Origin of the sequence: Marinomonas sp. THO17, from assembly GCF_040436405.1 — a bacterium.
In the GTDB taxonomy this organism is placed as follows: Bacteria; Pseudomonadota; Gammaproteobacteria; order Pseudomonadales; family Marinomonadaceae; genus Marinomonas.
On sequence record NZ_AP031575.1, the window covers coordinates 2,605,828 to 2,620,074 of the forward strand.

10 protein-coding genes and 1 tRNA gene are annotated in these 14,247 nt (G+C 44.8%); 10 read left to right on the forward strand and 1 reads right to left on the reverse strand.

Annotation, left to right across the window (positions count from 1 at the left end; all coding sequences use genetic code 11):
* Positions 1-61: 61 nt before the first annotated feature.
* Complete coding sequence (gene metK / locus ABXS85_RS12385) at positions 62-1,225, reverse strand: methionine adenosyltransferase (protein WP_353666845.1); 1,164 nt, start codon at positions 1,223-1,225, stop codon at positions 62-64.
* A gap of 368 nt (positions 1,226-1,593) precedes the next feature.
* On the opposite strand from metK, the gene tkt reads away from it, so the two are divergent.
* The 10 genes from tkt to trmA all read left to right on the forward strand — a co-directional run bounded on the left by tkt (position 1,594) and on the right by trmA (position 14,208).
* Entirely contained in the window at positions 1,594-3,594 is a 2,001-nt protein-coding gene (gene tkt, locus ABXS85_RS12390) for a transketolase (RefSeq protein ID WP_353666846.1), read from the forward strand.
* A gap of 71 nt (positions 3,595-3,665) precedes the next feature.
* Complete coding sequence (locus ABXS85_RS12395) at positions 3,666-4,685, forward strand: glyceraldehyde 3-phosphate dehydrogenase NAD-binding domain-containing protein (RefSeq protein ID WP_353666847.1); 1,020 nt, start codon at positions 3,666-3,668, stop codon at positions 4,683-4,685.
* A gap of 43 nt (positions 4,686-4,728) precedes the next feature.
* Entirely contained in the window at positions 4,729-5,892 is a 1,164-nt protein-coding gene (locus ABXS85_RS12400; protein WP_353666848.1) for a phosphoglycerate kinase, read from the forward strand.
* A gap of 247 nt (positions 5,893-6,139) precedes the next feature.
* Positions 6,140-7,207, forward strand: a complete 1,068-nt coding sequence (gene fba, locus ABXS85_RS12405; RefSeq protein WP_353666849.1) for a class II fructose-bisphosphate aldolase — start codon at positions 6,140-6,142, stop codon at positions 7,205-7,207.
* Between the two features lie 145 nt (positions 7,208-7,352).
* Positions 7,353-7,437: transfer RNA gene (locus ABXS85_RS12410), tRNA-Leu, on the forward strand.
* 163 nt (positions 7,438-7,600) lie between these two features.
* Positions 7,601-8,701, forward strand: coding sequence for a substrate-binding domain-containing protein (locus tag ABXS85_RS12415; RefSeq protein WP_353666850.1), 1,101 nt, complete (start codon positions 7,601-7,603; stop codon positions 8,699-8,701).
* Positions 8,702-8,703: 2 nt separating this feature from the next.
* The gene (locus tag ABXS85_RS12420) at positions 8,704-11,349 is read left to right on the forward strand and encodes a hypothetical protein (RefSeq protein ID WP_353666851.1); all 2,646 of its coding nucleotides are present in this window, start codon (positions 8,704-8,706) and stop codon (positions 11,347-11,349) included.
* Positions 11,276-11,968: a 5'-methylthioadenosine/S-adenosylhomocysteine nucleosidase gene (gene mtnN / locus ABXS85_RS12425; protein WP_353666852.1), complete on the forward strand. Its 693-nt coding sequence runs from the start codon at positions 11,276-11,278 to the stop codon at positions 11,966-11,968. The genes ABXS85_RS12420 and mtnN overlap by 74 nt, the downstream gene beginning before the upstream one ends.
* Positions 11,969-11,972: 4 nt before the next feature.
* Positions 11,973-13,007, forward strand: coding sequence for a hypothetical protein (locus tag ABXS85_RS12430; RefSeq protein WP_353666853.1), 1,035 nt, complete (start codon positions 11,973-11,975; stop codon positions 13,005-13,007).
* A gap of 97 nt (positions 13,008-13,104) precedes the next feature.
* The gene (gene trmA / locus ABXS85_RS12435; RefSeq protein ID WP_353666854.1) at positions 13,105-14,208 is read left to right on the forward strand and encodes a tRNA (uridine(54)-C5)-methyltransferase TrmA; all 1,104 of its coding nucleotides are present in this window, start codon (positions 13,105-13,107) and stop codon (positions 14,206-14,208) included.
* Positions 14,209-14,247: the final 39 nt, after the last annotated feature.

Below are 14,247 nucleotides of genomic sequence, written 5' to 3' on the forward strand. Positions count from 1 at the left end.
AAATACAAAAGCCTTCCAGCGCGATGCACCAGAAGGCTTTTTATAACGGAAATTAGTGGAATTATAAACCAGCGGCTTTACGTAATAATTCGGCTTTGTCGGTTTTTTCCCAGGTAAAATTATCACCAGTACGGCCAAAGTGACCATAAGCTGCTGTTGGTAGATAAATTGGGCGTTTCAGATCCAGCATTTTGATTAGACCTGCAGGGCGCAACTCAAAGTGTTCGCGAACCAGTTCCACAATACTGGCATCGCTGATTTTGCCAGTACCAAAGGTGTTGATGCTAATGGAAGTCGGTTCTGCCACACCGATGGCGTAAGATACCTGAATCTCACATTTGTCGGCTAAGCCGGCTGCTACTATGTTTTTTGCCACATAACGACCTGCGTAAGCGGCTGAGCGATCCACTTTAGAAGGGTCTTTACCAGAAAATGCACCACCCCCGTGACGTGCCATGCCGCCGTAGGTATCTACGATGATTTTACGCCCCGTCAAACCACAATCACCCACTGGGCCACCGATAATGAATTGCCCTGTTGGGTTGATGAAGTATTTGGTCTCTTTAGATAACCATTCTTCAGGTAGCACTGGCTTGATGATTTCTTCCATAACCGCTTCGCGAAGGTCTGCCTGTTTCACTGCGGCACTGTGTTGGGTGGACAATACAACGGCGTCGATAGCGCATGGTCTGCCATTGTCGTCGTAGCGGAAAGTAACTTGGCTTTTTGCATCAGGGCGTAAGAAGTCTAATGTACCGTTTTTACGAACTTGGGCTTGGCGTTCAACCAAGCGGTGCGCATAAGTAATAGGCGCTGGCATTAATACATCAGTTTCGTTGGTGGCAAAGCCAAACATTAGGCCTTGGTCGCCCGCACCTAATTCTTTTTCATCGGCTTCATCGACACCCACGGCGATGTCCGCAGATTGTTTGCCGATGGCGTTCATCACAGCACAAGATTCCCAATCGAACCCCATGTCTGAACTGTTGTAGCCAATTTCACGAATGACGCCACGGGCGATTTCTTCGATGTCGACCCAGGCATTGGTACGAACTTCGCCCGCAACTAATACCATGCCGGTTTTGACGAGTGTTTCACAGGCCACACGAGCTTCTTTGTCTTCCGCCAAAATGGCGTCAAGAATGGCATCGGAAACCTGATCGGCCACTTTATCTGGATGGCCTTCAGAAACGGACTCGGAAGTAAATAATGAATATTCTGACATGTTTAGTGCCTCTATCAATAAGATGAAAAAGCGCTAAAAAGGTATAAAAAAACCCGCTTAGCATGAGATTCGCTAAACAGGCATCTATACTGCTTCTGTTTAGCTGATTTTATATAGCGTCCGCAAGCCGAAACAAATCGACGCTTTGAGCGGTGAATAATGGCGGATAAATTGTTAAATAGCAACCCGAAGCCTACATTTGTACGAGGCAAAAGGTGGTTTTTTTGATAGCATGGTGCAGATTTTAAGAGAATGCATTTTCTTGGCCCTAAAATGAGGCAAATGAACTGAGTTGGCATTGCATGCTGCTTCAGTCTATGGAGAATGTTCCTTCTATTGTTCGTCAAGCTACCAGGAGTGGAATAACCATGCCGTCTCGGAAACAACTCGCGAATGCCATACGTGCTTTAAGTATGGACGCTGTTCAAAAAGCTAAATCAGGTCACCCAGGTGCTCCCATGGGGATGGCAGACATTGCAGAAGTGTTGTGGAATGACTATTTAAAGCACAATCCATCCAATGCTAAGTGGGTGGATCGTGACCGTTTTGTGTTGTCTAACGGTCACGGTTCTATGTTGATTTATTCTTTGTTGCATTTGTCTGGTTATAACTTACCGATTGAAGAATTGCAGCAATTCCGCCAGTTGCATTCAAAAACTCCAGGTCACCCAGAGTATGGTTATACGGATGGTGTTGAAACCACCACAGGCCCATTGGGTGCTGGTATCAGCAACGCGGTGGGCATGGCAATTGCGGAAAAGACCTTGGCGGCACAATTTAATCGTGACGGCCATCAAATCGTAGATCACAACACATACTGTTTCTTGGGTGACGGTTGTTTGATGGAAGGTATCTCTCACGAAGCTTGCTCTTTGGCCGGTACACTTGGCTTAGGTAAGTTGATTGCATTCTGGGATGATAATGGTATTTCCATTGATGGACATGTTGAGGGCTGGTTTACAGACGATACGCCAAAACGTTTTGAGTCATATGGTTGGCATGTTATTGCGGGTGTTGATGGTCATGACCCAGAAGCCATCAAAGCTGCTATTGACGCGGCAAAAGCGGAAACCAGTAAGCCAACTCTGATTTGCTGCAAGACCATCATAGGGTTTGGTTCGCCTAATAAATCTGGCACCCACGATTGTCACGGCGCGCCACTGGGCGAAGAAGAAATTGCTGCAGTACGTGAATTCCTTGGCTGGCCGCATGCACCGTTTGAGATTCCAGCGGATGTTTACGCGGGTTGGGATGCGAAGCAGGCGGGTGCTGCTCGTGAAACTCAATGGCAAGACAAGTTTGCTGCCTACCAAGCAGCATTCCCTGAGTTGGCAGCAGAATTTGAACGTCGTGTGATCAAGGGTGAATTGCCTGCTGACTTCGAACAAAAAGCCCAAGCTTTCATTCAAGAATGTCAGGACAAGGGTGAGAACATTGCTAGTCGTAAGGCTTCGCAAAATGCTATTGGTGCATTTGGTGCTATGTTACCTGAATTGTTAGGCGGTTCAGCAGACCTTGCCGGTTCAAACTTGACACTTTGGTCTGGCTCAAAAGGTATTCAAGATGATCCAGCGGGTAACTACATTTACTACGGCGTGCGCGAATTTGGTATGAGCGGCATTATGAACGGTGCGTCTTTGCACGGTGGTTTTATTAACTATGGTGCGACTTTCATGATGTTTATGGAATACGCGCGCAATGCAGTGCGTATGTCCGCATTGATGGGGATTCAAAACGTCTTTGTTTATACCCATGATTCTATTGGCCAAGGTGAAGACGGTCCGACTCACCAACCTGTTGAGCAGCTTGCTAATCTTCGCATGACACCAAACATGTCGGTGTGGCGTCCATGTGACGGTGCGGAAACGGCGGTGGCTTGGAAAGCCGCAATTGAGCGTCGTAATGGTCCAACATCGTTAGTCTTCTCTCGTCAAGGTTTACCTGCTCAGGCTCGTGATGCAGAGACACTTGCTAATGTGGCGAAAGGTGGCTACATATTGCAAGATTGCGCTGGTACACCAGAACTTATCTTGATTGCAACCGGTTCAGAAGTGAGCTTGGCAGTGGCTTCTGCCGAAGCGCTAACAGCAAAAGGTAAGAAAGTACGTGTTGTATCTATGCCATCCACCGATGTATTCGATGCACAAGACGCAGCTTATAAAGAATCTGTTTTACCTAAGGCAGTGACTAAGCGGGTGGCAATTGAAGCGGCTCACGTGGATTACTGGTACAAGTACGTTGGCTTTGAAGGCGCGACGGTTGGCATGACAAGCTTCGGTGAGTCTGCACCTGGCGGCGACCTAATGAATCACTTCGGCTTTACCGTCGACAATGTGGTGGCTACTTCTGAAACCTTGCTTTCAGCGTAACTTGACCCAATTGGAAAAGAGACGCAATAAAGCGTCTCTTTTTTCTTTTTATTGCGATAAGTAGTGAGACTATGTTGCGAATCGCTATTAATGGTTATGGTCGAATCGGCCGTTCTGTATTGCGGGCCTTGTATGAAAATGGTTACCGTGAACAGCTGCAAGTGGTGGCGATAAACGAGTTGTCTGATGTGGAGACAATGAGTTATTTGACGCGCTATGACACCACCCATGGTCGTTTTCCGCAATCTGTTACCACACAAGATGATTGCTTGTTGATTGGTAACGACCGCATTCAATGTTATTCCAGTGCTGACGCTCAGGGCATAAATTGGGCGTCCCTAAATTTGGATTTGGTGTTGGAGTGTTCGGGTAGTTTTAGTGACAGTGCCAGTGCGCGGCAGTATATTGCTGCAGGGGTGCCACGACTTTTATTATCTCAGCCTGCTGACGCGGAGGTAGATGCTACTTTAGTGTATGGCTACAACCATCACATTATCCAAACCCATGACCAAATTGTGTCAGCGGCTTCTTGTACCACAAACTGTTTGATTCCTGTTTTGGATGTGCTGCAAAATTTTTGTGGTGTGGTACATGGCACCAGCCAAACCATTCACTCTGCGATGAACGATCAGCCAGTGATAGACGGTTATCATACCAAGGATCTACGCTTAACCCGGGCTGCACTCAGCTCCATCATTCCAGTTGATACGGGACTTGCTAAGGGCATCACCCGAATGATGCCTGAGTTGGACGGTAAAATGGGATGTAATGCTTTGCGCGTTCCAACATTGAATGTGTCATTAATTGATTTGGTGTTGCGAACAGAAACCCCTGTTACTTTGCAACAGATTAATCAGCAGCTAGAGCAAGCAGCAGAAGGGAAATATCAACATATTATGGGCTTTACTCGAGAGCCTCATGCTTCTGTGGATTTTAATCATGATTCACGATCTGTCATTATTGATGGTACGCAGACTCAAGTTATTGATGATCACATGGTTAAGATTTTGTGTTGGTTTGATAATGAATGGGGTTACGCTAATCGAATGTTAGACGTAGCCAAGCATTGGGCACAGCTGATCTCTGCCTAATGCGATTATAGGATTGTTAAAAGATAATAATGAGGACATACCCATGACGGTAATTAAGATGAAAGACTTGGATCTCGCCGGTAAACGAGTATTGATCCGTGAAGACCTGAACGTACCTGTGAAAGATGGCAAGGTAACCAGTGATGCTCGAATTCGTGCTGCCTTGCCGACCATTCAGTTGGCTTTGGCCGCAGGCGCGAAAGTGATGGTGATGTCGCATCTTGGCCGCCCGACTGAAGGTCAGTATGAAGAAGCGTACTCTATGTTGCCAGTGGCACAGCATATGTCAGCTTTGTTGGGCCTGGATGTTCCTCTAGTTAAAGATTGGTTAGATGGCGTTGATGTGGCAGAGGGCCAGTTGGTCTTGGTAGAAAACGTGCGTTTTAACTCAGGCGAAAAGAAAGATGAGGAAGCATTGGCGAAAAAAATGGCGGCTTTGTGTGACGTGTTTGTGATGGACGCTTTCGGCACTGCTCATCGTGCGCAAGCGTCTACTCATGGCGTTGCCAAATTTGCTCCAATTGCTTGTGCTGGGCCATTGTTGGCCGCTGAGCTTGAAGCTTTGGAAAAAGCTTTGGCGAAACCTGCTCGCCCTATGGCGGCGATTGTGGGTGGATCAAAAGTATCTACCAAGCTGACTGTGCTTGAATCTCTGTCTGATAAGGTCGATCAATTGATTGTGGGAGGTGGTATTGCTAATACTTTCTTGGCAGCCGCAGGGTTCCCTGTAGGTAAATCTCTTTATGAAGAAGACTTGATTCCACAAGCCAAAGCCTTGATGGCGAAAACCAGCATTCCGTTACCAGAAGACGTAGTGGTTGCCACTGAGTTTGCTGCGGACGCTAAGGCGACAATTAAGGATGCGAAAGACGTTGCGCCGGATGACATGATTTTGGATATTGGTCCCAAAGCGGCGATGGCTTTTTCTGCATTATTAGAAGAATCTCAAACTATCATTTGGAATGGCCCTGTTGGTGTGTTCGAGTTTGATCAGTTCGGTGAGGGCACCAAAGCCTTGTCTATGGCAATTGCCAACAGTTCTGGTTTCTCTATTGCCGGTGGTGGTGACACCCTAGCCGCGGTAGACAAATATGACATCGCTGAACAAGTGTCTTATATTTCAACTGGTGGCGGTGCTTTTCTTGAGTTTGTTGAAGGAAAAGTATTACCAGCGGTTGCTATGTTAGAATCACGGGCGCAAAATTAATACTTATAAGAGCAGCAAAGACTGTTTTACATAATAAAGGCTAAAAGCCTAAGCCGCTGACTCAATGAGGTCAGTGGCAATTACGAGAGAGTGACCTATTCGACAGTAAGTTGAATATGACAATAACGATAAGGCGTAAGCCACACTTCATCTGTAGATGGAGTGAAAACAAAACTGAGTGCATCGGGAAGCGATGCACTGTCTGTAATAAATAGAATATTAGACAAATTGTCAGAGGAAACCTTTTATGCCTTTAATCAGTATGCGCCAGTTACTGGACCATGCCGCAGAGCACAGTTACGGCTTGCCCGCTTTCAATGTGAATAACATGGAGCAGGTAAAAGCTATTATGGAAGCAGCCGACGAAGTCAATTCTCCTGTAATCATGCAAGCGTCTGCCGGAGCCCGTAAATACGCAGGCTCACATTTTTTACGCCACTTGATTGCCGCTGCGATTGAAGACTTCCCGCACATTCCTGTGGTGATGCACCAAGATCACGGTACGTCTCCCGCGATTTGCCAACGTTCTATTCAATTAGGTTTTTCTTCCGTGATGATGGATGGTTCCTTGATGGATGATGGCAAAACCCCCGCAAGCTATGAATACAACGTTGATGTGACACGTCGTACGGTTGAGTTTGCTCACGCCTGTGGTGTGTCTGTTGAAGGGGAGCTGGGCGTGCTAGGGTCGTTGGAAACTGGTCAAGCGGGCGAAGAGGACGGTGTGGGTGCTGAAGGCACCTTGTCTCATGATCAAATGTTGACAGATCCACAAGAAGCGTTGGACTTTGTGAATGCTACGGGAATTGATGCATTAGCCGTGGCGATTGGAACCAGTCATGGTGCGTACAAGTTTACTCGTCCACCAACGGGCGATATTCTGGATATTGAACGTATTGCGACAATTGTGGAGCGTTTGCCAAATACTCACATTGTGCTGCATGGTTCTTCGTCAGTGCCACAAGATTGGTTGGCGATCATTAATGAGTTTGGTGGTGATATCCCAGAAACCTATGGTGTGCCTGTAGAAGAGATTGTGAAAGCGATTCGATATGGTGTACGCAAAGTAAATATTGATACGGATTTACGCTTGGCGGCAACCGGTGCTATTCGCCGTAGTTTGGCCGAGCACAAAGGTAACTTTGATCCACGTAAATACCTGACTGAAAGCATCAAGGCGATGAAGGCAGTTTGTATTGATCGCTATGAAGCCTTTGGTTGTGCTGGTCAGGCATCGCGTATCAACACCATTGATTTGGAAGAGATGGCAGTGCGTTATGAGCATGGCGAGTATAGCAACGGCCGTACCTTCTAATTGTTTTATTAAAGCGATAATGGTCAATGTTGTGAACAGGGTATTAGTCATTTTGATGAATGAGTAGTTTTTGCGTTTTTTTAGAAAAACTTGCAAAAAACAGTTGACCATCAAAATGATTTGCCTATAATGCTCGCCATTCCTTGCGGGAGTGGTGGAATTGGTAGACACGCTGGATTTAGGTTCCAGTGCTTCACGGCGTGAGAGTTCGAGTCTCTCCTTCCGCACCATATTTTAAAAAGCTGACTTTATGTCGGCTTTTTTTATGCCTGAAACTTATTAAAGGAATAAGTTAATTTCCTTTCTAACGTCATTTCTTGTTTCGTATTCGCTGAAAGTTCGATATTTTTGGATAATTCTAGGGAATTATCTATTAGCAGGAAAATGAGTAAGATGCGAAAACTTCGGTGTGTGTTGGTATGGCTTCAGCTAAGTTGCTTTAGTGTAATGGGCTTTACGGCCAGCTTAGCCGACCAAGTACTGACCGAGCAGGCTTTCTTTCAACTCCAGCCACAACAAAGTCCGTTGTCTGAACAGTTCACTGCCTTAGTGAATTCGCCCCCTAACCCGCTTAGAGTGTCACAACAAGAAGCCATTCGTGTGGTGTTCCTGCTATTTGGTGAACGAGATACATGGCAGAATCAATTGATATTGAGCGCATTTCGTAAGCGGATGCGCGAATTGGGTATTGTCTATCGATTGGATACTTACCTTGATCGCTCAGGCAGTGGTGTGGATTTTATTCCTCATTTAGATGTCATGGTGGCTGAATCGGATTATATAGTAGCAACTAAGATGAGCCTTGGCTTGAAGCGTCTTTATGAACGTTTTTTACTGGCTGAGAAGAGTAAGCTGATTTTGTTTGATTTTGCTGCACCACTTCGCCATTGGGTACTGGAGCCGCCGTTGATTTATCTTGGCTTTGATCAAGCTAAAGCCGTACAGCAGTTGGCAAGTTACCTTGATCGTCAGTTACCAGAGCAGGCAATGATATCCGCTTTGGTGTTGCCGGATGACTATATAGGGCAGATGCGTTGTGACCATTTTATTGATGAAATGCAAAGCCACGGTCGATCAATTACCGATATTTATGTGGTAAACAATGATCAGCAACAGGCTTTTTTGCGTGCCCAATCCCTACTGACTGGTAATGTTCCATCTGAGTTTATTTTTAGTTGTACGCAGAATATCGCTAAAGGAGTAATACAAGCTTTGCAAGCGCATTCAAGTCTAGAGGTTCAAACGAACGTATGGGGTCCATTTAATGACAATGTTAGTGATATTAAAACACCGTATATCAATGCCATAACATTGTTTTACTGGGATGATGTTGTGATTGCCATTGCCGAAGCGATTAAACTGGATTTGGAAGGACGCAATTCTGCCAATCTTTATATGGCGCGTTCATCCTTATTACCAGGCGATATTGACCGCGAAACTTTGAGTTTAATGTTACAGCAGGCTTATCACTATTCGGTGAAATCATGGCGTTAAGAATGAGTTTAAAAGATCGTCTAAAACAAAGAATATTACTGATAATGTTGTGTTTGTTACTCTTATTGGGGGTCGGCACTGTATATTTTGCTACTTTGTTAGAGCGAAATGCCGAGATGACTTCACTGGCTTTGAAACACCAAATAGTTGAACAAACATTGGCTTCTTATTTGGCTCGTGCAGAGACGGAAATGAGTTTTATTGCCAAAGAGTTAATGGCGCAAAATTATGCTGAAGGCCAAGAATTGGATTTATTGTTTAGTCACCATGAAGTGTTGTTTTCAGGCGGTTTGGACTTTTTTTATATCGTTTGGAAAGATAATCGTATTGCGATGGATCCAAGAGCTCGTCTTTTTACACAAGTTAGCTTTACTCCGTTATTAGAAAAGGCATTGTTAAATCGTTGGACGGCAGTGTTTACTGAAGATGATGAGGTACTACTGCAGTATAAAAAGAAAATTGTCTCCGCTACTGGAGAGAGTCTGGGTTTTTTATACGGTTATATTTCGCTAAATGATAATCTCACCCTCGGCAATGAATTACTGACCAGTGTCGAAGTGACCGGGGTTCGTTTGTACGATGTTACTGATTGGCGTGTTTTACTTGATGAAAAAACGTCGAATGATGGAGAGCAAGTCTTTGCGACTTTGACCTACAGTTTTCCGTTGGCGACCGCTGTGCAAGGCGATTTTCTTTTAGAGGTGGAGCAAAGAGAAGCATCCGGTAGAAAAATATTTGTTTTAGTTTGGCCGCTCTTGGGCTTCATTATAGTGTGTTTGGTCGCATTTAACTGGTTAGTTAACTTTTATATAAATAAGTTGATATTCGTTTCTTTGGAACAAACCGTATATCGTAAGAAAGAGGCAAAGACACATTTTAAAGAGTTACAACCCATTGAAGAGCAAAGTAAACAATATCGCGCAGCAATCAAAGCCAAAGGTGATCAGTTTGATTTGCTCGCAGAATCCGTACATAGCGCCATTATCTTTTGTAATGAAGTGGCCGAGCTGCAAGTGCTTAACAAAGAAGCAAAAGAAATTTTCCCTGAGGCAGAGCGTGCTCGTACCTTGTTTGATTTTCTTCCCATTGCTTACCACCAGAGCATCCAAGAGGCGCTGAAAGGTGCAGTGGGGCGCAGCTTTGAAATGACGATAGACAGGTTGGGGCGTATCTATCAGTGGCGTGCTTTTTCTTATCATAATGAATATGGCTACCGTGGTATTTTGCTGGTGGGTAGGAACATCACCAAAGAAACCAGTTTGATGTGGCAGCTGGATCAATTACAGCCTTTATCCAGTGCGGTTGAAAAGCAGGTGGATACTCAGACTTTACAGGGTGAATTGGCGTATTTGACGCAATTACCAACCTATATTAAGACGGCACAATTTCAGGGCTGGCTGAGTTTGACTTTGTCCGTGTTGGACGATATTCGCACATTAGATGACGAAGTAGAATACTGCATATTTGGAGATTTATTGACGCAAGAAAGTGCTTCAGTAATGAAAGCCATGAGCGTGGAAGGTAATCGGGCTTTGTTGGAAGTGCCGTTAAGTGTTGCCAGCGGCACATTGCCTGTTGATAGAAACATTCGAGCTTTGGTGCGTTTAATCTTTATGATGGTTTTGTCTAATGATTTGGCAGAACGACGTTTGACCATGCAGGCTAAGGCAAATGAGTTGGAAATTGTTGCTATGCACGACATGGCTAACCGCAGCTTGTTTATGTGGATGGTAAAGGCTCTGGCGAGTAATTTAGGTGCGCAATATAAGATACTGCGCAATAACGCTTTGCAGTTTAATTTGCCTGTGGCTTGGTACGAGCAGAGTGATGTTTCGGTTGCGCAAGAGACTCTTTCACAAGAGCGCATTACACAAGATAAGCTGGTGGCTTGGGTGGCCAATGATTATCAAAATCCAGAGTTGATCAGTGATGCGTTACAAAGATTGGGGTGTAAAGTGAAGAAATTTGTATCGGCCGATAGTTTCTTTACAGAATCCAGTACCATAGTGAAGTACGATGCGATTTTCATTGGGTGTGATCAGGATACATCGGGCCAGAAGAAAATGACCCAGACTCTGCAAGTAAAACATGATAGGCAGGCCTTGCCTATTGTTTGGGTAAATAGTGTGTTCAGTGAGGTCAAACCATCGGAAGTCTTCCAGTTACAAGGTTGTCCATTCGATTATAGTTTGTATCAAATTTTATTACGGGCTTTAGAGCGTGATGGTGTGATGCCGCTTTACCAACCAAATACAGAGAGTTCTTGGCTCATGGTGGGCGGTAGTCGAGTGACGAAAGCTATTTGGTATAATGAATTAGAGCGACAACATATCGCTACTCAGTGGTTGACAGATCTTAGTAGTTACGACCTAGTGTTGCCATACCACCCAGAGGCTGTCATTGTGCTGTTAACTCCTCAGTCTAACGATTTATTGACTGAGCTGATTACCGCATTTCCAAAGGTAAGTATTTTTACCATTCAAGATTGGCAACACAGACCAGACAATGTGGCTTTGGTTAGATTACAATCTCCCCATTCAGACGAACAGATAAATCATTTTATTAGGAGTATTCATGAGCGTAATCGGGCTAATTGGCGCAATGGACGAGGAAGTGGCAGTCATCAAGCAGTGGATGGCGAATCTTAAAGAGCAAAATATTGCCGGTTGTGATTTTTACACAGGCCAATTTGAAGGTAAGCAAGTGGTATTGCTTAAGTCTGGTATTGGTAAGGTTAATGCAGCGCTTTCTACCACCTTACTTTTGTCTCAGTTTAAACCCGATTATGTAATTAACATTGGTTCTGCTGGTGGCTATGATGCTGAGCAAAAGGTAGGGGATGTGGTTATTTCTGACCGTGTTATTCATCATGATGTGGATGTTACCGCATTTGGTTATGTTATGGGGCAAGTGCCCAGTATGCCAGAAGCTTATTTGGCGGATGTGGCCTTGGTAGAAAAAGCCAAACGAGCCCTTGAAAAAGCGACGACAGCGGGCGCTAAAGTGGGTTTGATTGGTACAGGTGATAGTTTCATGAGCGATCCTGTTCGTGTTGCATTAGTGCGTGAAACTTTTCCTGACCTGGTGGCGGTTGAAATGGAAGCGGCTGCGGTTGCACAGGTTTGTTATAAATTCGGAACCCCTTTTGTTGTGGTGCGTGCTTTGTCTGACATTGCAGGCAAAGAGTCCCCCCAAAGCTTTGAAGAATACTTAAAAGTCGCTGCTGAAAACTCGTCCTTGATGATTCAGCAAATGTTGCGAGACTGATAGTTTGACATTACGTCTAGCGAAGCATTTTTGTATCGTTACTATGACTGGTTTAGTAAGTGTGTCGGATGCATATTCTCAACAGCAGCCAGCCGAATTAGTGAATCAAGAGGCGGATGTTAGTCAAGAAGCTATGCTTAACTCACACCCAGCGGTGACCGCTGCTACAGATGAGGAAGAGCGTCCTTGGTGGCAAACCACTCATACCAGTTTTTCGAGAACGATAGGGCGTTGGTCTAACAGTACGGACGCCTTCTTGTCGGGATACGACAGTGATGGTCAGTCTGATAGCTTTGTGCATATGCGCTTTGGTCCTGTTTTTAAGGAAGGTGATAGTACCGGTTTCTTTGATTTCAAAGCGCGTATGAAACTACCTAACACCGAGAAGCGTTTGCGGGTAGAGCTCAGTTCTAATGCCGATTCATTGGCACCAGAAAGTGAGCGCGGAGAGGCCTCTGAACAAGACTCGGTATTAACGTCGGCATTGCAAACCAGCTTTTCTGCTGCCATACAATTTGTTCGTGATGATTTAGGTTCTGATTTTGATATGGGGGTACTGGTGGATTTTCCGTTAGACCCCTTTATGCGTTTGCGTTTCAATCAAGGATACAGTCATGAAGGCTGGAGTTGGTATCAAAAGCAAGAAGCCTTTGCTTATTACTCTAAAGGGGTGGGGGCTCGTTACGGTATAGGGGCAACGATTTATCCCAGTGAGCAATATCATTATGGTGCGGACTTCAGTGTGGTGTGGCTGGATCAAGAAGGTGAATTCTTTGGTCGGGAAAACCTGTTTGCCTACCAAGTGTTGGACGACAAAAACAACCTGAGTTATCAGCTTAGTTTCCTACAATCTGGTGAGCACAGTTTGGAATCTGACAGTGTGCTATATTTTGTGCAATACGAAAGACGATTTTACCGAGATTGGCTTAGTGCTCAGATAAAACCCCAAGTGACCCATGAAGCTGAGGAAGATTATAAAGGTGCTTGGTCATTGACCTTGTCTATGGTTATTTTACTGGGACCTCAATATTTGAACTGAGGCTTATTAGATTTGTCAGTAATAAGTTCGTATAATGCCGCGCCATTATTGCTGATGTGATTTGCCAGCTACGTATTGCTATCTTAGAGAGCCTGTCATGAGACCTGATCAAATTCAACCTGAACACTATTCTATACAGCTTGCTAATAAACGAGAGAGCTTAAGCGAATTGATGGCAGGGTTGCCATTGCCGCCTTTAGAGGTCTTTGAAAGTGCGCCGAGTCATTATCGTATGCGTGCGGAATTTCGTATTTGGCACGATGGCGATGATTTATTTTATGCCATGTTTGACTCAGCGGATCCAAGAACGCCGATTCGAACAGACCAATTTCTTGCAGCATCGTCCCTGATCAATAAGTTGATGCCTGAATTGTTGGATGCGATTCGTGATATCACCGTACTGCGTCACAAACTCTTTCAGGTGGATTTTTTAACCACGACGACAGGTGAAGCTTTAATCAGCCTCTTATACCACAAGCCAATTGACGATGAATGGAATACTGCTGCTCGTGAGTTAAACAAAGCCTTTCCAAATTGTCATTTTATCGGTAGAAGTCGTAAACGTAAGCAAGTGCTTACTCGTGATTTTGTTATGGAAACCTTGACTGTAAATGGTCAGAAGTTTCATTACCAACAAGTGGAAAACAGCTTTACTCAACCTAACGCAGGCATCAATGAAAAAATGCTTGAGTGGGCAATGGATGTGACGCACAGTACGAGTGGCGATTTGTTAGAAATGTATTGTGGTAATGGTAATTTCTCGATACCACTAGCGCGTCAATTTGAGCGTGTGGTAGCGACGGAAATTTCAAAGGTGTCTGTCAATTCAGCACAACTCAACATCGCCATCAATGGTATGCAAAACGTGCAAGTGGTCAAAATGGCCAGTGAAGATGTGTCAGCCGCGTTGAATGGTGATGCTGACTTGCCTAAAAGCTTGCTGCAAGCTGGTATGAATACCTTGTCGCCAGAAGTCGTGCTAGTAGATCCACCAAGAGCGGGACTGGATGATGCGACCATTGAATTGATTCGTAAAGTGGATTCTATTCTTTACATTTCCTGTAATCCAGAGACATTGAAAACTAACTTGGAGTCTTTGCTTACCACCCATGAAGTGGTGCGATACGCCATGTTTGATCAATTTCCTTATACACATCATGTGGAAACGGGTGTTTATTTAAAACGCAAAGCCTCTGTCTAACAAGTGAGTAGACTTGATGGTATCTTCTTGAAGTGTCAG